Origin of the sequence: Actinomadura sp. NBRC 104412 (genome assembly GCF_030269515.1) — a bacterium.
In the GTDB taxonomy this organism is placed as follows: domain Bacteria; phylum Actinomycetota; class Actinomycetes; order Streptosporangiales; family Streptosporangiaceae; genus Spirillospora.
This window is the reverse complement of record NZ_BSTM01000026.1, coordinates 36,681-57,828: the sequence shown is the minus strand read 5'-3', so window position 1 is coordinate 57,828 and position 21,148 is coordinate 36,681. Positions and strand designations below refer to the sequence as shown.

General features: G+C 72.8%; 24 protein-coding genes. 14 read left to right on the top strand and 10 right to left on the bottom strand.

Annotation, left to right across the window (positions count from 1 at the left end; translation table 11 throughout):
- The first annotated feature begins 3 nt into the window (after positions 1–3).
- Together QSK21_RS27270 and QSK21_RS27265 are read left to right on the top strand one after the other, a co-directional pair.
- Positions 4–843 (top strand): ABC transporter permease, encoded by an 840-nt coding sequence (locus tag QSK21_RS27270; RefSeq protein WP_285700123.1) that lies wholly within the window; start codon positions 4–6, stop codon positions 841–843.
- A complete protein-coding gene (locus QSK21_RS27265; RefSeq protein ID WP_285700057.1) occupies positions 843–1,625 on the top strand; it encodes an ABC transporter permease in 783 nt (260 codons plus the stop codon). The genes QSK21_RS27270 and QSK21_RS27265 overlap by 1 nt, the downstream gene beginning before the upstream one ends.
- A gap of 113 nt (positions 1,626–1,738) precedes the next feature.
- Here QSK21_RS27265 and QSK21_RS27260 read toward each other — a convergent pair whose 3' ends face one another.
- Positions 1,739–2,056, bottom strand: a complete 318-nt coding sequence (locus QSK21_RS27260; protein ID WP_285700055.1) for a hypothetical protein — start codon at positions 2,054–2,056, stop codon at positions 1,739–1,741.
- 674 nt (positions 2,057–2,730) lie between these two features.
- Between QSK21_RS27260 and QSK21_RS27255 the strand changes: the two genes are divergently transcribed.
- The gene (locus QSK21_RS27255) at positions 2,731–3,639 is read left to right on the top strand and encodes a Sco1979 family transcriptional regulator (RefSeq protein ID WP_285700053.1); all 909 of its coding nucleotides are present in this window, start codon (positions 2,731–2,733) and stop codon (positions 3,637–3,639) included.
- Positions 3,640–3,800: 161 nt separating this feature from the next.
- On the opposite strand, the gene QSK21_RS27250 is transcribed toward QSK21_RS27255, so the two are convergent.
- Positions 3,801–4,649: an LLM class F420-dependent oxidoreductase gene (locus tag QSK21_RS27250; protein ID WP_285700052.1), complete on the bottom strand. Its 849-nt coding sequence runs from the start codon at positions 4,647–4,649 to the stop codon at positions 3,801–3,803.
- 433 nt (positions 4,650–5,082) lie between these two features.
- Positions 5,083–5,526, bottom strand: coding sequence for a hydroxyphenylacetyl-CoA thioesterase PaaI (gene paaI / locus QSK21_RS27245; RefSeq protein WP_285700051.1), 444 nt, complete (start codon positions 5,524–5,526; stop codon positions 5,083–5,085).
- A 161-nt stretch (positions 5,527–5,687) separates the two neighbouring features.
- Here paaI and QSK21_RS27240 point away from each other — a divergent pair, with 161 nt between their 5' ends.
- From QSK21_RS27240 to QSK21_RS27230, 3 genes are all read left to right on the top strand, one after another.
- Positions 5,688–6,101: a nitroreductase family deazaflavin-dependent oxidoreductase gene (locus QSK21_RS27240; protein WP_285700050.1), complete on the top strand. Its 414-nt coding sequence runs from the start codon at positions 5,688–5,690 to the stop codon at positions 6,099–6,101.
- A gap of 162 nt (positions 6,102–6,263) precedes the next feature.
- A complete protein-coding gene (locus tag QSK21_RS27235) occupies positions 6,264–7,322 on the top strand; it encodes a phosphotransferase enzyme family protein (RefSeq protein WP_285700048.1) in 1,059 nt (352 codons plus the stop codon).
- Positions 7,323–7,423: 101 nt separating this feature from the next.
- Entirely contained in the window at positions 7,424–8,299 is an 876-nt protein-coding gene (locus QSK21_RS27230) for an NAD(P)-dependent oxidoreductase (RefSeq protein ID WP_285700047.1), read from the top strand.
- 15 nt (positions 8,300–8,314) lie between these two features.
- Here the strand turns inward: QSK21_RS27230 and QSK21_RS27225 are convergent, their stop codons facing one another.
- A complete protein-coding gene (locus QSK21_RS27225) occupies positions 8,315–9,007 on the bottom strand; it encodes a histidine phosphatase family protein (RefSeq protein WP_285700046.1) in 693 nt (230 codons plus the stop codon).
- A gap of 147 nt (positions 9,008–9,154) precedes the next feature.
- On the opposite strand from QSK21_RS27225, the gene QSK21_RS27220 reads away from it, so the two are divergent.
- Positions 9,155–9,544 carry a VOC family protein gene (locus tag QSK21_RS27220; protein ID WP_285700045.1) on the top strand — a complete coding sequence of 130 codons (390 nt, stop codon included), beginning with the start codon at positions 9,155–9,157 and terminating at the stop codon, positions 9,542–9,544.
- Positions 9,545–9,553: 9 nt separating this feature from the next.
- Here the strand turns inward: QSK21_RS27220 and QSK21_RS27215 are convergent, their stop codons facing one another.
- The gene (locus QSK21_RS27215) at positions 9,554–9,988 is read right to left on the bottom strand and encodes a CBS domain-containing protein (RefSeq protein ID WP_285700043.1); all 435 of its coding nucleotides are present in this window, start codon (positions 9,986–9,988) and stop codon (positions 9,554–9,556) included.
- Positions 9,989–10,194: 206 nt separating this feature from the next.
- Between QSK21_RS27215 and QSK21_RS27210 the strand changes: the two genes are divergently transcribed.
- From QSK21_RS27210 to QSK21_RS27190, 5 genes are read left to right on the top strand one after another with little or no spacing between them, the layout of a single operon-like run.
- Entirely contained in the window at positions 10,195–10,461 is a 267-nt protein-coding gene (locus QSK21_RS27210; RefSeq protein ID WP_285700042.1) for a hypothetical protein, read from the top strand.
- Positions 10,446–11,204, top strand: coding sequence for a hypothetical protein (locus QSK21_RS27205; RefSeq protein ID WP_285700041.1), 759 nt, complete (start codon positions 10,446–10,448; stop codon positions 11,202–11,204). The genes QSK21_RS27210 and QSK21_RS27205 overlap by 16 nt, the downstream gene beginning before the upstream one ends.
- Positions 11,201–12,301 carry a hypothetical protein gene (locus tag QSK21_RS27200; protein ID WP_285700040.1) on the top strand — a complete coding sequence of 367 codons (1,101 nt, stop codon included), beginning with the start codon at positions 11,201–11,203 and terminating at the stop codon, positions 12,299–12,301. The genes QSK21_RS27205 and QSK21_RS27200 overlap by 4 nt, the downstream gene beginning before the upstream one ends.
- Positions 12,302–12,353: 52 nt before the next feature.
- Entirely contained in the window at positions 12,354–13,862 is a 1,509-nt protein-coding gene (locus tag QSK21_RS27195) for a hypothetical protein (protein WP_285700039.1), read from the top strand.
- Positions 13,859–15,202, top strand: a complete 1,344-nt coding sequence (locus QSK21_RS27190; RefSeq protein ID WP_285700037.1) for an AAA domain-containing protein — start codon at positions 13,859–13,861, stop codon at positions 15,200–15,202. Before QSK21_RS27195 ends, QSK21_RS27190 begins: the two co-directional genes overlap by 4 nt.
- Positions 15,203–15,205: 3 nt before the next feature.
- Here the strand turns inward: QSK21_RS27190 and QSK21_RS27185 are convergent, their stop codons facing one another.
- On the bottom strand, positions 15,206–16,018 hold the full coding sequence (locus QSK21_RS27185) for an ABC transporter ATP-binding protein (RefSeq protein ID WP_285700036.1): 813 nt from the start codon (positions 16,016–16,018) through the stop codon (positions 15,206–15,208).
- Positions 16,019–16,127: 109 nt separating this feature from the next.
- Between QSK21_RS27185 and QSK21_RS27180 the strand changes: the two genes are divergently transcribed.
- Both QSK21_RS27180 and QSK21_RS27175 read left to right on the top strand, forming a co-directional pair.
- Positions 16,128–16,655, top strand: coding sequence for a hypothetical protein (locus QSK21_RS27180; RefSeq protein ID WP_285700035.1), 528 nt, complete (start codon positions 16,128–16,130; stop codon positions 16,653–16,655).
- A 320-nt stretch (positions 16,656–16,975) separates the two neighbouring features.
- Complete coding sequence (locus QSK21_RS27175) at positions 16,976–17,683, top strand: hypothetical protein (protein ID WP_285700034.1); 708 nt, start codon at positions 16,976–16,978, stop codon at positions 17,681–17,683.
- A 63-nt stretch (positions 17,684–17,746) separates the two neighbouring features.
- On the opposite strand, the gene QSK21_RS27170 is transcribed toward QSK21_RS27175, so the two are convergent.
- The 4 genes from QSK21_RS27170 to QSK21_RS27155 form a co-directional block, all read right to left on the bottom strand.
- Positions 17,747–19,456, bottom strand: a complete 1,710-nt coding sequence (locus tag QSK21_RS27170) for a coiled-coil domain-containing protein (protein WP_285700033.1) — start codon at positions 19,454–19,456, stop codon at positions 17,747–17,749.
- 84 nt (positions 19,457–19,540) lie between these two features.
- Entirely contained in the window at positions 19,541–20,323 is a 783-nt protein-coding gene (locus tag QSK21_RS27165; RefSeq protein ID WP_285700031.1) for a sugar isomerase domain-containing protein, read from the bottom strand.
- A complete protein-coding gene (locus QSK21_RS27160; protein WP_285700029.1) occupies positions 20,316–20,789 on the bottom strand; it encodes a PTS sugar transporter subunit IIA in 474 nt (157 codons plus the stop codon). Before QSK21_RS27160 ends, QSK21_RS27165 begins: the two co-directional genes overlap by 8 nt.
- Positions 20,789–21,091, bottom strand: a complete 303-nt coding sequence (locus QSK21_RS27155) for a PTS sugar transporter subunit IIB (RefSeq protein WP_285700027.1) — start codon at positions 21,089–21,091, stop codon at positions 20,789–20,791. The genes QSK21_RS27160 and QSK21_RS27155 overlap by 1 nt, the downstream gene beginning before the upstream one ends.
- Positions 21,092–21,148 lie beyond the last annotated feature (57 nt).

Below are 21,148 nucleotides of genomic sequence, written 5' to 3'. Positions count from 1 at the left end.
CGGATGCAGGTGGAAGCGGGCAAGGACGGCGGTGTGCCGACCCCTGCTCTTCGGGGCCTCATTGTGAGGGATGCGGCTGGGGCGGAGTGGATCAAGCTGCGCTCTGTGAGGTCGACGCTCTGGATTCTCGCGGTGGTGGCCGCGTCCGTGCTGCTCTGCATGCTCTGGTCGTGGTACGTGGCGAGCCACTGGGACGGGCTGACGCCGGAGCAGCGGGCGACAGTGCGTACCCCTCCGGCGGAGCAGCCGCTGCTGCCGGCCCTGCCGGTCTGCGCCGCCGTGCTCGGTGCGCTGTCGATCACCTCCGAGTACGCGACCGGGACGATCCGCACGAGCCTGGCCGCGGTTCCCGGGCGCGGCACGCTGTTCGCGGCCAAGGTCTCGGTGAGCGGTGTCATGGCCCTGACGACGAGTCTGGTGGCGCTGACGGTGGCGGTCGCCGCCGAACAGCTGATCGTCGGTGACCGGCCGATCCCCGCGTTCGAGGGGACGATGCTCGACCGGCTCCCCTGTCTTGTCGCGCTGAGCTCTCTCGCGGGCGTGATCGCTCTGGTCGGGTGTGGCCTGGGAGCCGTGCTGCGGTCCACCGCCAGGACGATCACGATCCTGGTGGGGGTACTGATGGTGCTGCCCACGTTCGGGGGCGTGGTGCCGGGCTCGCGCTTGGGCGAGGTCGTGGTGTCGGTATCGCCCCTGAGCCTTCCCTTCCAGATCGCCGCTCCGCCCGGCGACACCGTTGATCTGGGGATCCTCTCACCCCTTGCGGCGACCGCGGTGTTGGCCGCGTACGCCGCGACGGCCCTCGCCCTAGGCGCCTTCTCCTTCGTGCGGAGGGACTCGTGATGCTCGACGCCGTGGCCGCGGAATGGGCAAAGCTCCGTACCGTGCGCTCCACCTACATCGTCCTGGGAGTAGCGCTGGCGTTCACGGGCGTGGGGGTCCTGGTGACGTGGCAGGCGGTCACCCTGTGGGACGGGCTCTCGCCCGAACGCCGTGCCCGTTTCGCTCTGAGCGACATCACGGCCCTGACGAGCTGGGTCGCCGGACTGTGCCTGGCGATCATGGGGGTTCTCGCCGTCACGCCCGAGCACCGCACCGGCATGATACGGACGACCTTCGCCGCGATGCCGGGGCGCCGTACCGTCCTGGCGGCCAAGGCGGGCGTGGTCGGCGCGGTCTCGCTGGCGGCAGGGCTCGCGATCACCTTCCTGACCCTGTTCGGGACCAGGCTCGTGGTCGGCGACCGTCCCATCGCCGGCCACCGGACGGCGATCGCGCACGAGCTGCCCGAGTTGCTCGCCCGAGCCGGGCTGATCACCGTGTACGCACTACTCGGCGTGGGGCTGGCGGTGCTGTTGCGCTCGACCGCCGCCGCGATCGTCAGCATCGTCGTTCCGTGGTATCCGCTGCCGATGCTTTTGGGCCTTCTGCCTGATCCGTGGGGCAAGCGCATCGCTGCGTTCGTTCCCGATGCGTTGCCTGGGCAGATCGCCGGTCACGGATCCAACACATCGAGCGTCTATGGCGACCTGCTCCCTCCGGCCGCGGCGGCGGCGTTGATGGTGGCCTACGCGGTGTTGCCGTTGTGGCTGGCGTCGTCTGTCATACAGCGACGGGACGCTTGAAGCGGCCGCCCCTTTCCATCGACAGGGCGGCCTTCGGGCCGCCCTGGGATCGGGGCGGCGCCCCTTCACGCGCGGACGGGCACAGGCGGGCGACGGCCGTGGCCGGCGGGCGGTCAGCCGACCTGGCGGAAGGACGATGCGCGGACGGCCAAGCGGTCGCGCAGAAGCCCGATGGCCTCGGGCAGGGTCGGGGCGGCGGCCTGGGCGCGCAGCCGGCGGCCGTCGATCTCGACGACGGCTTGGGCCAGGGCCGGGCGGGGCAGCGTCTCGTCGGCGACCACGCTGAGGGTCAGGGCGACCGAGCCGATTCGACCGGACACGCCTGCCAGTGCGCTGCGGAGGGCTCCCTCGGCGGCCGCGAGTTCGGCATCGGTGACCCGGCCGGAGGTGAGGTAACGGACTTTCGGCAGTTCCTTGGTGGTCGAAGGCATGATTCCCCCAGGTCCGCGTACTGATCACCAGAGGGCCACCATCCGGTCGAGCGCACCCGGCGCTTGCGCGAGCCGCAGAGCTGCGCGAGCCGCGCACATCCCACACCGCGCCCACCACGGGCACCGCACGCTGCGGATACCGCTGCAACACAGCGCCCTGCTACACCGCGAGCGCCGCGGGCACCGCATATACCACAGCACTGTGAGCACGGCATATGCCGGTAGCACCATATGCACCGCGCCCCGTGTGTACCGCGAACCTGCGCAACACCCGCGGTGGCTGTGGCGCTGCGGGTGCGGCCTGCGGTCGCCGGCCGGATAGGTTGCCCTCTTTGTCCTTAATAGGAAACTCCCGTTGCGGTTCCGATCGTTCGCGTGCCGGGGGAGAGCTTCATCACGCGTCCCAGACGGGCACGGCATGCGCGGTAGTGAGGGAAAACTGCCTGCGCAGTCACACAGGTCCCCGTAGAATGATCAGCAACATCACACACGCGCTCCCGTCACTGCGTGTGATCGGCCGCCTTTACCACAGTTGCCCGCTCCTGACGAGAGCGGGATTTTCAGTCTTCCCAAATAGGGGCATCCATCCTCTAGCATGGTGCGGTGCCGTTCGGTCGTGCGAACGGTCCCTTCGACTGGCTGGTGACGCCTTGCCCCAGGATTCAGCTGCGCCGATGCCGCCGACCGTGAACGGATCGGTCGACGACCGGCTCGTGAGCTACCCGCCCCGAGGCGGGCCGACCGTCCTGCGCATCCTGCTGGGCGCTCATCTGCGGCGGCTGCGCGAGAAGAGCGGGCTGTCCACCGAGGAGGCGGGTTACGAGATCCGCGGCTCCCACTCGAAGATCAGCCGGATGGAGCTCGGCCGGGTCGGGTTCAAGGAGCGGGACGTCGCCGACCTGCTGACCCTGTACGGCGTCGACGACCCGGTGGAGCGGGACTCGCTGCTGGAGCTGGCCAGGGAGGCGAACACTCCCGGCTGGTGGCACCGTTATGGCGACGTGCTGCCCGGTTGGTTCGAGACCTATCTGGGGCTGGAGGGCGCCGCGACGCTGCTGCGGACGTTCGAGGTGCAGTTCGTGCCCGGGCTGATGCAGACCGAGGACTACGCTCGCGCGGTCGTGCGGCTGGGATACGCCGAGGCCGAGGCGTCCGATGACGAAGTGGAGCGCCGCGTCAGGCTGCGCATGACCCGGCAGGAGCGGTTCTCCGAGCCGTCCGCGCCGACCCTGTGGGCGGTACTGGACGAGGCGGTGCTGCGCCGTCCCCTCGGGGGACGAGAGGTGATGCGCGACCAGATCCAGCATCTGATCGACATGACCTCGATGCCGAACGTGACGCTGCAGATCGTCCCGTTCGGCGCGGTGGAGCAGGTCGCGGTGGGCGGGCCGTTCACCATCCTGCGGTTCTCCGAGCCCGGCCTGTCGGACGTCGTCTACATGGAGCAGCTCACCAGCGCGCTGTACCTGGACAAGCCCACCGACGTCGACATCTACATGCGGACCATGAACAACCTGTGCATCGCGGCCACCCGGCCGGACGACACGGTGCCGTTCCTGAAGCAGATCATGGACGAGATCTGATCCGTGCCGCCCGGTTGGTCCTTTCCTGGACCATCGTCGCCGTAGCGTCGCGAGTACCTGCTGGCCGGATACGGACTTGACGGCGCTCGGAGGGCGCCCTCGTCCTTCCTGTCAGAGCCGCCACGGTGAGTGCCCGTACCGGAATTGTGGACGTGTGCGGCTCAGGCGTGAGCGGTCGCCAGGGGCGCCAGTGACCTCCACTCGCTCAGCGGGAGCGCGTCCCTGTTGTGGGTGATGACCTGGATCGTGACTTGGTCCGCGCCCGCATCGAAATGCTCGGTGAGGCGGCGGTCGACCGCGTCCAGGTCCCCCAGGGCGAAGACCGAGTCGACGAGGTGGTCGCTGCCCGTGCCCGCGAGGTCGTCCTCGCCGAAGCCGAGCCGCAGCAGGCTTCGGGTGTAGTTGGGGAGGCGCAGATACATCGCCAGGTGCTCGCGCGCCGCCGAGCGGGCGCTGTCGAGATCGCGGTCGAGGACGACCTTGAGCTCCGGGGCCAGCAGCGGACCCGATCCGAGGATCTCGCGAGCGCGCCGCGTGTGCTCCGGGGTGACGAGGTACGGATGGGCTCCGGCGGCACGGTCGCGGGCCGCCGCGAGCATCTTGGGGCCCAGCGCCGCCAGGACACGGCGTCCGGCCGGCGAGCCCGCCGCGTCCAGGCGGTCCAGGTAGTCGATCATCTTTCCGTAGGGGCGGCCGTACCGGTCACCGACCAACGGGGCGTGGCCGACGCCCAGGCCGAGGACGAAACGTCCGGGGTGGTCCTGGTCGAGCTTCGCCGCCTGCTCCGCGACCGCCTCGGGCTCGTGCTCCCAGATGTTCAGGATCCCGGTCGCCACGACCATGCGGGACGTCGCCTCCAGCAGCGGAACCGCGTCCTCGACACCCGGGCTGCCGCCCAGCCACGTGGCCGTGTACCCGAGTTCCTCGAGTTCCGCCGCCGCTTCGGCGTTGCGCGTGTGGTCGCCGGAACGCAAACCGATGCTCCACACTCCCAGCCGCCCGATGTCCATCGCTACCTCCCGTTATCGATCGCCACCGCAACGCTGCGGGCGGCTCCGGCGCTCATTCCCCGGCGATCGCCCGCTGACGCCCCCTGCCCGTCTCAAGATCCACCCCGTCCCTTCTATTCCATCTACCGCGTACCGCATCCCCACAGTCGACACACCAGGAGACGGCGAGCACCTTCCGACTACGACTCGTCCCCTGAAGCTCCGCGATCACCGCGCTGGTCGAGAACGCTCCGTACCGGCACGTCACAAAGGCCACCGCGTGCCGGTTCCCGCGTCCCTCCCGCGGTCGACTCAGGCGCTCATCGTGGCACTCGCGCGCATCCAACGGTCGCAAGTCCTGGCCACGACACGTCCCGCGGAACACGCCAGAGGGCGACACCGCAGAGGCCACCGCGCGCCCCTTTCCGTCTCGGCCGGCTCATCGGGACGGCGGTCAGGCGGGGTGTTCAGGGGTAGTGAGGAGCCGGTCGTTCCGGCTGCGGCTTGTTCCTCGGAACTCGGCTATGACCGCGTCGTCGGGGATGCGTCGGACGGTCACGTCATAGAGGCCGCTGCGGCCGAAGCGGACGCGTTCGGTCGCCAGGGCCTCCAGGAGGTCGCCACCGTAGGCGGGGGCCACGAAGGTGATGTCGGCGGCCGCCGCGACGGTCACGCGGTCGTGGGTGTTGCACGCGTACGCGAACGCGGAGTCGGCGAGCAGGAACACGTAACCGCCATGGGCGAGGCCGTGGCCGTTGACCATCGTGTCCGTGACGCGCATGCGCAGGCGGGCCCGGCCCGGGCCGACCTCGACGATCTCCATGTCGAGGTCGATGGCCACCTGGTCCCGCTCGCTCATCGTTTCGGCGCAGCGCCGCGCGACGTCCTCGGGAGTCATGGTGCCCGCTCCGTCCGACGCGGCGATACGAGGGCCGGCCTGTTCGTCATCGGCATCGGTTCAGGGTATTGATCATTCCCCGTGAGGGAAGAGTGCCCGGCGGTCCAAGGTTGTTCCGCAGGGGGCGTCCCGCCCCCATCCCCCGGAGAAGATGAAGGAAAATGATGACAGACACGCTGTTCGGGCAGGAGCACGTCGAGCGTTACCAGGCGACGGACGGAGCGGTGGGGCACGACTGGCGGGGCACCACGGTTCTGCTGCTCACGACGACCGGGCGACGCACCGGCAAGTCCTACACCACGCCGCTGATCTACCAGGAGGACAACGGCAACCCCATCGTGGTGGCGTCCCGGGGCGGCAGCCCGGAGCATCCCGACTGGTACAAGAACCTGGTGGCCAACCCGGAGGTCCAGGTGCAGATCCACGGGGAGAAGTTCACCGCGCGTGCGCGCACCGCGGGCCCGGACGAGAAGCCGGCGCTCTGGAAGAAGATGACGGCGACCTGGCCGGCTTACGACGAGTACCAGACGAAGACGAGCCGTGAGATCCCCGTCGTGATCCTGGAGCGCGTCTGATACGCCCGAACGCGGGGCCACCTCCAGGGGTGGCCCCGTTTCGTTGGCCCGGGGAACCGCCCACAGGAGGATCGTGTGGATTCACCTTCCCGTTGCGGGTGGGGGCGTGTAGCGTTCGGGGGGAACATGCGTTCGACCACTCGAAGCCACCGGGGTGCTGACGTGCCGACGTCACAGGGCACTGGCGACGACGAGCCGCCGCCGCGACTGCTGAAGCGCTGGGGGATCGCCGATGCGGCGCCGCCGCGACCGATCGCGCGGCACCGGTGGCGGGTGGACTCCGAGGCCGGGTCGTATCTTCTCAAGGAGTACGCGGCGGCCGAGCGCCGCAGGGTCCTGTTCGAGCACACGGTCACGGCCGCGTTGGACGCCACGGGTCTGCCGGTGCTCGCGCCCATCAGCGCCGTGCGCGGTGGACGGACGATCGTCACCGCGCAGGGGCGTCTCTTCGCGCTCTACCCGTGGGTGACGGGACGGCGGCGCGGCGGGCTGGAGCTGACGTTCGGGCAGTGCGAGCGGCTGGGCGCGCTGCTCGGCGAGCTGCACGCGGCGATGGACAGCCTGACCTCACCCGTCCAGCAGAGCCTGCTGGTTCCCACGCCGCGCGCGTGCGACGCGATGTCCGCGATCGACGGGATGCTCGCCACCCTTCCTCGGGACGGGCGGGGCAACGACTTCGCCGCGCTCACCGAGCGGCGCCTGCTGGAACGGCGTGCGCTGCTCGCGGAGCTGGCCGATCACCAGCCGCCGGAGACCGATGTCAGCACGGTCGGTCACCTGCACGGGGCGTTCCACGAGGGCAACCTGCGTTACGGCGGGGCGGGGAACGTGACGGCGGTGCTGGGCTGGGGGTCGATGACGACCGGACCGGTCGCGGGCGAGGTCGTCCGCGCCGCGGCGTGGCTGTTCGCCTGCGACGACGAACGCGGGCTCGACCTCGACCGCGTGACGTCGTTCGTGCGGGGCCACCGTTCGGCGTTCCCCTTGGACGCCGGGCAGATCCAGGCCGCCGTGCACCGGGAGTGGTGGGAGCGGCTGTGCGATGTGGCCCCTCTGCGTCACCGGTACCTGGGTGAGGAGGGCCGCCCCGGGACATCGGGGGCCGACGCGGCCCTGGTGGGCTGGTGGTCCGACCATCTCGAGCTGACGCTCGACGTCTTCGCGGCCCCGTACACCGACGTCCCGGTGGAGACGCCGGGCGGCAGCCCCGCCTACGGCTGAGGCCGGCCGCCCACCGGTTCCTGATTGCCTTGCTGACGTGCGGGCAAAGGAGTAGCGTCGCCCGGGGCATTTGGACTGTTCATTCCAGAAAGGACGCGATCATGGCCACCATCGCGCTGCTCGGCACGGGGATCATGGGAACGGCGATGGCACGCAACCTGCTGCGGCACGGGTTCGACGTGCGGGTCTGGAACAGGACGCGGTCCCGCGCGGAACCGCTGGCCAAGGACGGCGCCACCGTGACCGACTCCCCCGCCGGCGCCGTCGAGGGCGCCGACGTCGTCATCACGATGCTGCTGGACGGCGACGCCGTCCTGGCGGCGATGCGCGATGCCGCGCCCGCGTTGCGTTCCGGGCAGGTCTGGGCCCAGATGAGCACGGTCGGCGTGGCGGCGCTGGAACCGCTGACGGCGCTGGCGGCCGAGCACGGGCTGCTCTTCGTGGACGCGCCGGTCCAGGGCACCAAGCAGCCCGCCGAGCAGGGCAAGCTGGTGATCCTCGCGGCCGGTCCGGAGGAGGCGCGGGAGGCGCTCGCGCCGGTGTTCGAGGTGCTCGGCGGCAAGACGCTCTGGGTGGGCGAGGACGGCGCGCAGGGCAACGGCACCCGGCTGAAGATGGCCACGGTCGGCTACGGGATCGCGCTCACGACGATCGTGGCCGAGGCGCTCGCGCTGGTGAAGGGCCTGGGACTGGACGCTACGCGGTTCGCCGAGGTGGTCTCTGGCGGGCCGATGGACAGCGCGTACCTGCAACTGAAGATGAAGGCGATCCAGGACGGCGACTTCGAGCCCAGCTTCGCCCTGCGCAACGCGGAGAAGGACACCCGTCTCATCGGCGAGGCCGCCCGTTCGGCCGGGATCCGCGTGGACATGATCGACGCGGCCGGTGAGCGCTTCCGCCGCGCCATCGCGCAGGGACACGGCGACGAGGACATGGCCGCCACCTACTTCGCGGGCTTCTCCGACGATAAGGACTGATCCCGGCTGGAGCGGTCAGCCGGGGTCCGTGCCGGGGGCGGTACCGCTGGGAGTGGCCAGGTGGGTGAACGAACCGCCGATCACGCGGACGTCCCGTGGGTCCTCCCGGCGGGCCCGCAGTTCGACGATGGCGCCGTTCGGGATCGTCCAGACCTGGGCGAACGCGAAGAACGCGGCCATCGCCGCGGCGTCCGGGTCGGTGATCCCGGTCGACAGCGACCACAGCAGCGCACGCATGAAGAGGCCGTGGGTGAACACGGCGATCAGCCCGTCTTCCCGCCGCGCCATCCGTTCCCTGAGGTCGTACGTGCGGGCGATCAGTTGCGTGAACGACTCGCCGTCGCCGTCGGCGGCGTACGCGGGGTCGCAGCGCGCCCAGTACGCAAGGGCGTGCGGGCGGCGTTCCTCGTTGGTCGAGCCCCGCCGGTGCTTGTCGCCGAGGAAGGTGAACTCGTGGACGGGCCATTCCTCGTACGGAACGTCCGGGAAGCGTTCCCTGGTCGGCCACGCCGTCTGGCGGGCGCGCTCGAACGTGGAGCTCACGATCAGGGTCGGCGGTTCGGTGAACGCGGCGGCCACCTGGGTCGCCTGGGCGCGGCCGAGGGCGGTGAGCGGCGCCGTGCCGGGGCCCTGGGTGGGCAGGCCCGCGTTGGACTCGCTCTGCCCGTGCCGGATCAGCCAGGCTCGCGGGCCCACCGCATCGACCATGAGGCACAGGCTGCCACGCTCGCGTGCCGGACCGGTAGGCCGCCCCTCCGCGACCCGGGAGCGCCCGGGACAGCGGCATGGATGCGGCATGGAGGCGGCGGCATGGATGCGGCGGCATGGATGCGGCGGCATGGAGATGATGGCGGTATGGAGATTTTGAGTGGCCGCGTCCTCCTGCGGCCCGCCGACGCCCGCCGCACGCAGCGCTTCTACCGTGATGTCCTCGGTCTCGCCGTGTACCGGGAGTTCGGCCCGCCCGAGAGCCCCGGTGTGGTGTTCTTCATGGGCTCGGGGTTTCTGGAGGTCTCCGGCCACGGCTCCGGCGAGGACAGCGGCGGGACGGTGCTGTGGATGCAGGTCCGGGACGTCCGGGCCGAGCACGAGCGGCTCACGGCCGCGGGGGTGCGGGTGACCCGCGAGCCCCGGACCGAGCCCTGGGGGCTCATCGAGATGTGGCTCGAGGATCCGGACGGGGTCAGGATCGTTCTCGTCCAGGTCCCCGAAGATCACCCGCTCCGCCGCGACCAGCGACGCTGACGGCGCCGGTCAGACGTGCGGTGCCTCGGTGGGACGGGAGACGCTCGACACGAATTCGGCGATCTTGTCCTCGGACAGGTTCCGGGCCAGGTCCGCCTCGCTGATCATGCCCACCAGGCGCTTGTTCTCCAGGACGGGGACGCGGCGGATCTGATGGCGGGCCATCAGCCCCACCACCGTGTCGGCGTCGTCGGCGGCGTCGACGGAGTACAGCTGCCCCTCCACGGCTTGCCCGGCGGTGATCTGGGCCGGGTCGCGCCCCTCGGCGCAGCAGCGGATGACGATGTCGCGGTCGGTGATGATGCCGTGCAGCCGGTCGTCCTCGCCGCAGACGGGTACCGCGCCGACGTCCAGGTCGCGCATCATCCGCGCGGCGTCCATCAGGGTCTGGTTCTCGCCGACGCATTCGACACCGGGGTGCATGATGTCGCGTGCCGTGGTCATGGAATCTCCCTTCGGCGCTGTCGCATCACCCCCACAATTCCGCATAAGTCGTACATGTCGTGCAAAGCGGGCACCACGAGTCGTTCCCCGACGGCAAAGCCTTCTCCGCGGTTCCCACGCGTTCCGCCCACAACACGGGCGACACGGGCGACACGCGAAACTGGAAAACACTGGAACTGACTGGAAGCTCCTGTACTCTCACCCGCATGTCCACGTCCCCCGGCGTGCCTTCCCCTGAGGCGCTGGAGGCGCGTATCGCCGACCTGCGCGCCGCGGTGCGGCGGGCCATGGCCACGGGCGACCGGGCCAGGGCGCGCGAGCTCCGGGCCGAGCTGCGGCGCGCCGAGCACGCCTGGGACGAGGCCGTTCTCGGCGAGAACCCCGCCGACGCCGGCGAGCGCGACCGCACACCCGCCGCCGGACGGGCGGCGATGGTCTCGTCCCCGTACGCGAGCAGGTGCACCAGGCGCTGACGCTCCTCGGCGTTCCCGCCGCGCCCAAGCTGATCGGCTCGGTGTACGCGGCGTTCTTTCCCGGAGAGATCGCCGGGGCCAAGCTGACCAGCCTGCGGCGTGACGAGGAGCGCTCCTTCCGCACCGCGCCCTACTCGCGGCCGTACTACCTGTGCGCCGCCCTCACCGCCGACCTGCTGGCACCGGCCCGCGGGCTGATCACGGTGAGCACGTGGCCGCTGGAGCAGCGCGTGGTCGGGCCGCTGAGCGCGCGCACCGACTTCCTGTACGCCGCGTTGCGGGTCGCCGAGCACGCCTGCCGTGGCGGCACGCCGTCGCCGGACGTACAGCGGCTGCTGTGGCGGTTCGCGTCCAACATCCCCGGAACGCCGGGAGACTCCGCCGCGACCGTCGATCCCGCCGCTCTGGCCGAGGCGGCCCGCGCCGAGCTGGAAGTGCACCAGGAGACCGACGGCCTGCACCGGCGCGAGGCCGCCGAACGCGCGCGCACTCAACTGGACGAGGCCGAGTGCCTGTTCGGCTCCCGCCTCCGCGCCATGCGCGCCGTTTCCTCCGGCGCCGCAGCGTCCGCTCCCGCAGGTCCCTCGCGTTCCGGCCGCACGCTGACGTCCCTCTCCGGCACACGTCGTGGTGGCTCCGCCGGCTCCACACGCGGCGGCGCCCCCCGCATACCCCGCAAGGCAGGCTCCCCGGCTTCCCCGGAGGGCCGGCCGCCGAGCGCCACCGACAAGGACGACCGATGACCGACACCGCACTGGATCTCGACCTGGAACGGTTGCGCGGCGGTGCCACGCCCCGCAATCACGACGCCCGCACCATCGCCGCGCTGACCGCCAATCCGGGGTGCGCGCGGCGCGGGGTGATGGACGCCGCCGGGGTGGACAAGGACGCCCTGGCACGGGAGCTGGGGTTCCCGTCGCCGTTCGGCCAGTCCCAGTTCGCGATCACGCGGGGCAACGCGTTCGAGGCGCAGGTGAAGGCGGACGGGTGCGCCGAGCTGCTCACCCTGCTGCGCGACCGGCTCGGCTTCACGCTGCCCGAGGTCGCCTACGACGACCTGGAGGTCGTGGGCGGGAACGAGGGCCGGGAGCTGCGGCACGCGCGCACCCGGCGGCTGCTGGCCAGGGCGCTGGAGTCCGGCGACGGGACGCTGTTCGACCATCCGCTGCTCCGGCTGGAGATCGCGGGCCGGACGGCCTACCTGGAGCCCGACGTGATCGCCTTCCAGCTCGCCGGGAGACTGCACGTGATCGAGATCAAGTCGTTCGCGGTCGTGGACGGGCAGGCCGAGCCCGAGCAGGTCGCCGCGGCGGCCCGGCAGTCGGCGGTGTACGTGCTCGCGCTCCGCAGGCTGGCCGAGGAGCTGGGACACGCCGCCGACAGGGTGGCGCACGAGGTGATCCTGGTGTGCCCGGAGAACTTCTCCAACCGTCCCACCGCCACGCCGCTGGACGTCCGGCCGCAGCTCGCGGTGCTGGAGCGGCAGCTCGCGCGCCTCACCCGCATCGACCGGATCCTCACCGAGCTGCCGCCGGACCTGACGTTCGCGCCCGGCGAGAAGCTGCCCGGGTCGGTGCGGGCGGTCGAGGCCCGGTACGCGCCGGAGTGCATGTCCACCTGCGAGATGGCGTTCTTCTGCCGTGACGAGGCGCGGTCCTGCGGTGCCACCGGCACGCTGGGCCGTGCGGTGCGGGACGACCTCGGCGGCGTCGACTCCATCGCGACCGCGCTGGCGCTGGCCGACGGTTCGCTGGACCCGTCCGCCGACCTGGCCGAGACGGCGTCGCAGTTGCGCACCGCGCACCGCCTGCGCCACGAGGTGCTGGACGGTGCCGCATGAGCGGCCGCATCAGTACACGCGGAGCCGGGCACCATCACACGAGGCGCGTGACGTGAGCGTCCTGTCCTCGCTGGCGCAGGTGGAGGCGGCCGCCACCGGGCGGGCGCAGCCGCTGGCGACGGTGCGGCACTGCCATCTGGCGGACGCGCCGCTGGTGATGATCCCGCTGAAGCTGGCCGGTGAGGCCGCGGCGCCGCTGGCGGTGATGCTGGGCACGGATCGGGACGATCCCCTGCTGCTGGCCGTTCCGCAGCCGCGCAACCGCGACCTGCGGTTCTCGTTCGCGGCCGAGCTGGCCAAGCCGGTGCTCAACCATGTCGAGGCCAGCCGCGGCGACGTCGAGGAGCTGCCGCCGGGCAAGGACGGCGAGGAACGCATCCGCTACGGGGACGCGCCGCAGCTACTGGTTCCCAACCGGGGCGGTGTGGCGTTCCTGCGGCTGCTGGGCCGGTCGACGCGGTTCCGGCGTACCGAGGGCCCGTACGCGGTGGACGCCGCGGTGCCGGTGCTGGGCCGCTGGCTCACCTGGTTCGCCGACCGCAACGACCATCCGGGCTCGTCGCTGCTGCTGGCGATGACCGACGCGCTGCGGCTGCACTGGGCGACCGGGCAGAGCGCCTTGGAGGACGGGAACCTGGCCGCGCTGATGGGCTGGGTCGATCCGCCCGAGGGGATGGACGGCCCGGCCGCGGCGGCGCGCGCCGAGGATCCGGTGGCCTGTCCCCCGGCCGGCCCCGCGACCGACCCGTCCTTCGACAACGAGGTGCTGGCGCCGGCGATCGCCGCCTACGACCAGTCCGGAGGCGATCCGCGCGCCGAGGAACGGATCCGCAGGGCGCTCGCGAGCCAGCTCAGGCCGACCTGGCACCTGATGTGGCGTGCCGTGGACGTGCTGCGCGCGCTGCCGCCCGGCGCGAGCGTCCCGTCCCGGTGGGAACGCGACCGCGACGCGTTCACCTACTACCACCAGACGTTCGGCGAGGCGTACCCGCAGGCACGCCGCGACCCGCCGGTGCGGGCGGCGCGGCGGCTGCACGACCTGGAGCGCGCGCAGGAGAGCTACGACGCCCAGCGCGCCTTCGACGACCCGCTGGTGATGGCCGAGCAGCGGCTCGCCGGTCAGGCGTTCGGCGGCACGGTGGTCGACAGCGACCCGACGCGGCTGGACGAGACGGGCAGGCGCCCCAAGCTGCGTCCGCTGCTGCGGGTCCGCACCGACGATCCGGTACGGCTGGAGCCCGGCACCCCGGTGTGCTCGGCGGCCCGTCCCGCGCTCAAGGGACGGATCGTCGACACCGAGGGCGGCGGGGAAGGCGGCAGGGAAGGCGGCGGAGAGGGCGGCACGGTGCTGGTGGAGCTGACCGGCGGGATGGGACGCAAGCTCGTGCCCGAGCCGGGCGTCGTCCCGGAAGCCGGGGAGCGGGTGGTGTTCACCTCGCGGACGGCGGACGGGTGGGGGGCTGCGAGGTTCCCCGACAAGGAGGACACGCCGTGGACGCACGGCGGCCCGCCCGAGGAGTACGTGCCCAGTGACGAGGACGCGGCGGAGGAGTGGTCATGACGCACGCGATGCGCGATCCCGGTGATCGCGGGTTCGATCCCGCGGCGGCCGCGGCCGAGGCCGTCGACGGGGTGCTGGCCGACCTGGACGGCGGCGCGCACCGCGGCGTGGTCGTGGACTCGCCGCCGGGCGCGGGCAAGTCGACGCTGGTGGTGCGGGCCGCCGTCGAGCTCGCGGGGGCGGGCGAGCGGCTGCTGATCGTCGCGCAGACCAACGAGCAGGTCGACGACCTGATCGACCGGATCGCCGTCCGGCATCCCGAGCTCGGGCTGGGACGGCTGTCGGCGTCCACGTACTCGATCTCCGAGCGGGTGCTGGCGCATCCGGCGGTGAAGGTCGCGACGAAGGCCGAGCAGCTCGCCGACACCCCGGTCATCGTCGCGACGGCCGCGAAATGGGCGACGCTCGGCGAGGGCTCCTGGCCGTGGGCGATCGTGGACGAGGCGTACCAGATGCGGTCGGACATGCTGCTGCGCATCGCCGGGCGGTTCGAGCGCGCGCTGTTCGTGGGCGATCCGGGGCAGCTCGACCCGTTCTCCACGGTGGAGGTCGAACGCTGGGCGGGGCTGTCGTGGGATCCGATGCGCAGCGCGGTGTCGGTCCTGCTCGCGCACAATCCCGGGCTGCCGCTGCACCGCCTGCCGGTGTCGTGGCGGCTGCCCGCCTCGGCGGCGCCCGTGGTGTCGGAGGCGTTCTACCCGTTCACCGGGTTCCGGTCGGGCACGGGGCCGGGCGACCGCCGGCTGGAGTACGCGGCACGCGGCATGGGAACCAGTTACGACCGGGCCCTGGACGAGGCGGCCGCGTCCGGGTGGGCGCTGTACGAGCTGCCCGCGCGGCACACGCCGCGGACCGACGCCGAGGCGGTCCAGGCCACCGCCGCGCTGGCGGTACGGCTGTTGCAGCGCGGCCCCATCGCGCATTCGGAGAACGGGTCGGGGCCGGTCACCGCGGACCGGGTCGCGATCGGCGCGGCGCACCGCGACCAGGTGGCCGCGATCCGCGCCGCTCTCGGCCCGCACGGTGAGGGCATCACGGTCGACACCGCGAACCGGTTGCAGGGACGCGAGTACGACGTCACGGTCGTCCTGCACCCGCTGTCGGGACGCCGTGACGCGACCGCGTTCCATCTGGAGTCGGGACGGCTGTGCGTGCTGACCTCGCGTCACCGGCACGCCTGCGTGGTCGTCGCGCGGGCCGGGATCCCCGAGCTGCTGGACGCCCATCCGTCCACCGAGCCGGTGCATCTGGGCGTCCCGGTGAAGTTCCCGGACGGGTGGGAGGCCAACCAGTCCGTGCTGGCGCACCTGTCGCGGCACCGGGTCCCGGCGCACGCCTGAGGCTCAGCCGCCCGCGGTGGCGGTCCAGCGGCCGTTGTGCCGGGCGATCGCGATGGGGTGGTCGAAGCAGGCGCTGACGAGCTCGGTCGTCAGGACGTCGTCGGCGGGCCCGGACGCCAGCACGGCGCCGTCGCGCAGCAGCAGCGCGTGGGTGGTGCTGGTCGGCAGTTCCTCCAGATGGTGGGTGACCAGGACGCTGGTGAGGTCCGGCCGCTCGGCGCGCAGCTCGTCGAGGGCGGACAGCAGGAGTTCGCGCGCGGCCACGTCCAGGCCGGTGGCGGGCTCGTCGAGGAGGAGGAGCCGGGGCTCGGGCATCAGCGCGCGGGCGATCAGCGTCCGGCCGCGCTCGCCCTGGGACAGCTCGGGCCAGCGTGACTCCGCGATGGGGGTGAGGCCCATCAGCGCGATGAGCTCGTCGGCGCGGCGCAGCTCGTCCTCGCCTGCGGTCCAGCGCGGCACCAGCTCGATCGTGCCGGTCGCCCCGGTGAGAACGATCTCCCGCACGGTGCGCGCGGACTCCAGCGGGTGGCGCGGGTTGACCTGGCCGATCAGCCTGCGCAGCGCGTGCACGTCGACGCGGCCGAGCCGGTGACCGAGGATCTCGGCGGTGCCGCGGGTGGGATGGTTGTAGGCGCCGAGGATGCTCAGCAGGGTGCTCTTGCCCGCGCCGTTCGGGCCGAGGAGGGCCCAGTGCTCGCCGGTGAGGACGGTCAGGCTGACCCGGTCCAGCAGCGTCCTTCCCGCGCGGACCAGTTCGACCTTGTCCGCGTTGAGGACCACGCCGCCGGTGGCGGCCTCCAGGTTCGGCTCGATCACGGCCGATCAGGGTAGCGGACCGCGCGGGGCGCGTCCCGTCCGGGGCGGCACAGCGCGCATGGTTCGACTCCAGGGCCCGGCCGGATACTGTGAGACGCGGTGCCCAGCGATGGGGAGGGACATGGAGGAGATCGGCTTCATGTGCGCCCGCTGCGGCGGCGAGGTGCACGATGTGACCCACAACCGTGAGGGCGCGCTCGACGGTGTCGGCTACCGCCACAACCGCCGGGTCGAGCCGTGGGACCACGAGCTCGAACTGGCCGTGGGCGTTCCGGCTCCGCCCGCGGGCGCGTGCGACTTCTGCGGGGTGCCGGGGCCGCGGTGGCTCTATTATCCGACGCTCGACCCCGAGGACACCGACATGTTCGAGGTGGAGCTGGACACCACCCACCTGTCGGACGACGACACCGCCGTCGCCGTGCTCAACATGCTCTACCCGTGGTACGCGTGCGACACCTGCTCGGTGCTGGTCGCCGACCGCAACGTCGACAAGCTCATCGACCGGGCGCTGGCCCGCACGCCGGTCCCCGATGACGGTCCCGTGGACGAGGAGACCGTCCGGGCGCGGCTCACCGGCTCGCTCTCGGTCTTCTTCACCACCCGGCCGGGACGGCCGCAGCCGTCCAGGGCCATCTGAGGGCACGGACGCCCCTTTAGTACCACCGGCACCTTGCCTCACCGCTACACCTCCCTTTCCTCCTGTCTGTCCTTGTGCCGGTATCCGCCCGTCTGCCTTCGGCCTTCCCTTCTATTGGGGGCAGGCCGCAGGTGCCGCGAAGGCGGCGGCCGGGGCGCGGGCCCTGCTCGGGAATTTGTCCGGGCCCCTTATTAGGATTCGGTCCGGTTAAGGCCGCGGTTCCGTTGCGTGGCCTGCCGGTGGCGTGCGAGTGGGCGCGCCGCGGCGGGTGCGGGGCGGGGCGCGGTCTCGGACAGGACGAGGGGCGGGGACTCCGGGGGATGAACGTGATCGTCAAGGCCCGGTACAACGGGCCGGACCACGCGGCGCACGGGGGGTATGTCGCGGGGCTGCTCGCCGGGCAGGTCATGTCGGACACGGTGACCGTGGCGCTGCGGCGCCCGGCGCCTCTGGAGACCGAGCTGCTGGTCTTCCCCGACGACGACCGGGGCATCGGCGCGCGGCTGCTGGACGGCGAGGGCCGGGTGGTGGCGGAGGCGCTCGCGGGCGCCATCGTGGTCCCCGCGGTGCCGCCCGTCCCGTACGAGGAGGCGCTGAAGGCCGCGGAGGGGTACCGGGCCGCGGAGCCCGCCGGGCGGCACCCGTTCCCCCGCTGTTTCGTGTGCGGGCCGCTCCGGGAGCAGGGCGACGGGATGCGGCTGGAGCCGGGACCGGCCGGCGAGGGCCTGGTCGCCGCTCCGTGGACGCCCGGCGAGCCGCCCGCGCCGGAGATCATGTGGGCGGTGCTGGGCTGCCCGGGCGGGCTGGCCTCGGCCGCCCCCGGCCCGCCGATCCTGCTCGGCACCATGACCGCGCAGGTCACCGAGCTGCCCGAGGCGGGCGAGCGGTGCGTGGTGATGGGGCTGGCCCGCAGCCGGGAGGGCCGCAAGCGGCACGCGGCGACGGCGGCGTACGGGGAGGACGGGCGGCTGCTGGGCCGGGCCGAGCAGATCTGGATCGAGTACCCGCCCGGCCCCGCCGACGCCTGATCCGTACGGGGCGGCACGCGGCCGGGGCCACGGCCCGGCACCGAGCCGCCGGGCCGTGCACGGTCAGCGCCCGGTGTACAGGGGGTCGTTCGGATCGATGCCGTTGACGCGCCCGTTGGAGTGCCCCGGGGATCCCGGCTGCGCGGGACCGCCCAGCGGGGAGGAACCACCCGGCTGCGCGGGGCCGCCCGACTGCGCGGGGCCACCCGGTTGCGCGGGGCCACCCGGTTGCGCGGGGCCACCCGGTTGCGCGGGGGTGCCGGGTTGCCCCTGAACGGGCTGCCCGGGGGTGCCGGGCTGCGCGGGGCCTCCCAGTGGTCCCGGGACCGCGCCCAGCCCGGGTCCCGTCAGGGATGAACCCGTGCCCGGGTAGCGCCCGCCCGGCGGGATGCTGGAGTTCAGCGTGTTGTGGGTCAACTGGTCGATCTGGCGGCGGGCCCGGTCGGCCTCGGCACGCGCGGCGTCGCGCTCCTCGGCCAGCGCCGCCAGCGCGGCCTGCTGCTCGGCCACCGACTGGGCGAGCTGGCGTAGCTGGACGGCCTGGTCGTTGACCTTGGTCTGGAGCTCGTCGCGTTCGGCGAGCGCGGCCTTGGCCTGCTCCTGGGCGGCGTCGCGTTCCTTGACCGCCTCCTGGACGCGGGCGTCGGCGCGCAGCGCCTCGGCCTCCGCCTCCGACTGGGCGCGCTGCGCTTCGGTCCGTTCCGCCTCGGCCTTGCTGGCGGCCTGCATGGCACGCTGGCGCTGAGCCTCGGCGTCGCGCATGGCGTTGCGGAGGTCCTCGGCGCCCTGCTTGGCGACCGCGGCCTCGACCCGCAGCGCCTCGGCGGCACTCTCGGCCTCCGACACCCTGGCGTGCAACTGCACCAGCTCGGCGCGGGCGGTCTCGAGCGCGGCCAGCAGCTCGTTCTCGCGCGCGGCGATCCGGTCGCGCTCGCTTTCAGCGGCGAGCTTGGCCGACACCGCCTGCTGCGCGATCTGGTGCGCCTCCTCCCACGCCTGCTGGGCGGCGTCGCGCTTGGCCGTGGCGAGCCTGGTCTCCTCGCGGGCGCGCGCGGACTCCCGTTCGGCGGCCTCGGCGCGCTGCCGCGCGGAGGCGGCCTCCTGCCGGGCCTCCTCGGCCTGCCGCTGGGTGGCCTCCCGTTCGGTCTGGGCGACCGACAGCTCGCGGGCGGCCTCGGCCCGGACCTCGGCGACGCGGCGCTCGACGCCCGCGACGCTGAGCTCGGAGGTGAGCGATTCGGCGAGCAGGTCGGCGGCCTTCTCCAGCCGCTCCACCATCTCCCAGGTGGAGGCGACCTGCCCGGTCAGGCCGGGCGCGTCGCGCCCGCGCTCGCGGCGCTCGCGCGCTTCGCGGGCGCAGGCGCCGTCGTTGTCCTGGCAGTAGCGGATGGTGCGTCCGGCCCCTACGGGCTGTGGCACGGGACGGCCGCAGTTGGCGCACGGCCAGACCGCGACGGGCTCGCCCATGCGCGCGACCTCGGTGACGGGGCTCGCCTCGGGCGCGGCTGGCCCGCCGCCCTGCGGCCCGGAGGCGGCGGGGGGTTTGGGGGCCTGTCCGGCGCCGGCGACGATCCGGTCCCCCGGCGCGGCGACGGCCCGGGGCGGCCCGCCGTTCGCGGCGCCGCCGCCGTCGCCGGTGGCGGTCGCGCTCGTGGCAGGGGGCGGGATGGCGGGAGTGGCGTCGTTGCTCGTTCCAGCCTCGGAGACCGCGCCTTCGGACGTGCCGGCCTGCCCTCCGCGGCCGCTATTGTCGCGCTCATCACTCGTAGGCATGGAATGAACGATACGCACTAGTAGACGAGGCCGCAGTGACTTGTGCGCGCCGAGTGGGACGACGTGCGCGCAAGGAGACGAGACTCACCCGCCGGCGGTCTCGCTATGGGGTCGTGGGCTGGGGACGCCCAGGTCCGGGATGCGCCCGCCGTAGCGGGCCATCAGCGCCCGGTTGACCTCGTCGCCGCCGGGGACGTTGGCGCTCATCCAGCAGGGCAGTTCGACGCCCCGTGACGAGGCGAGCTCGTGCAGGTCGGCCAGGACCCGCGACCACGCGTACGCGGCGAGGATGGTGGAGACGGCGGCGGTGCGCGGCGCGCCCGGCGGGTGCAGCACGTCGCCGGGCGGGGCGGCCGTGTCGACCACGATCGTGGCGTGGTCGGCGAGGGAGGTCGCGGTGCGCGCGGCGGCCGTCCGGGACGCGTCCGAGGAGGTCATGGCGACCACGGGCACGCCGCGCGCCGCGCATTCCTCGGCCGCCTCGACCGGGTACGGGTTGCGCCCGCTGGTGGAGAACACCACGGCCACGTCGGGGGGCTCGGGCGCGGCGTCCCGTACCACCGAGCGGCCCAGGCCCTCGGTGCGCTCGGCGTGCGTGCTGCCCAGCGCGTTCCCGAGGGGCAGCACCGACGGGTCCCACAGCGGCCGGACCGGGGCGAGGCCGCCGGCCCGGTAGAACGTCTCGCAGACCAGCGCGAGCGAGTGCCCCGCGCCTGCGACGTGCACGATGCCGTCCGCCTCGATGCAGGCGAGCAGCAGCGCGGCGGCCTCGGCGATCGGCTCGCCGGAGCGGGTGTCGAGCTCGTCGAGCAGGGACCGGACGCGGCCTGGATGGCCGTGGCGGGGGGTCCGGCGGGCGTCAGGCATCGGGGTCGTGCTCCTTCCCGTGGGCCCTCGCCAGGGCCCCCTCCAGCTCGGTGACCATCGCGGCGCGGTCCGGCGCGGCGCGCAGCCGGTCGGCCAGGCCCGCCGACAGCGCCCTGGCCAGCGCGGACAGCGACGAGACATGCGCGTCGGCGTCCGGGGTGCAGAACGCCAGCAGCAGGTCGACGGGGTCGTTGTCGGGGTGGCCGAACGCGACGGGCTCGGCCAGCCGGGTCGCGGCCACGCCGACGCCCAGCCCGCCCTCCTCCGGGCGGGCGTGCACGAGGGCCAGCCCCTTGGTCAGGACGATGTACGGGCCGTTCTCCTCGACGACACGGACGCAGGCATCGGGGTAGCCCTCCCCCGCCACGCCCATCTCCACCAGGGTGGAGGCCGCTTCCCGGGTCGCCTCTCTCCAGTCGGCGGCGCGCACGCCGTCGCGTGCGCCCGCCGCGGGGACGGACGGCATCAGGCCAGCCAGCCCTGCTCGGTCAGCCGCTCGCGCAACTGCTCCTGGAGCCCGTCCTTGTCGAGGAAGTCGCTGACCGTGATCACGATCGGGGCCAGCCCTTCCATCTCGGCGGTGTGCATGCCCTGCCCCACGATCACGTCGGCGGACATGCCGCGCGCGGTGGACAGGTCCGTGTTCTCCACGCGGGCGTCCACGCCGAGGCCGCGCAGCGCGTCCTCGGCGGTCATCTTCAGCATCAGGCTGGAGCCCATGCCCACGCCGCAGACGGCGAGCACCTCCAGCGTGCGGTCCAGAGCCATCGTGTCCTTCCCCCCTTGGTGAACTGTCTCATGTCTGCCGCGACCGGTGCGGCCGTC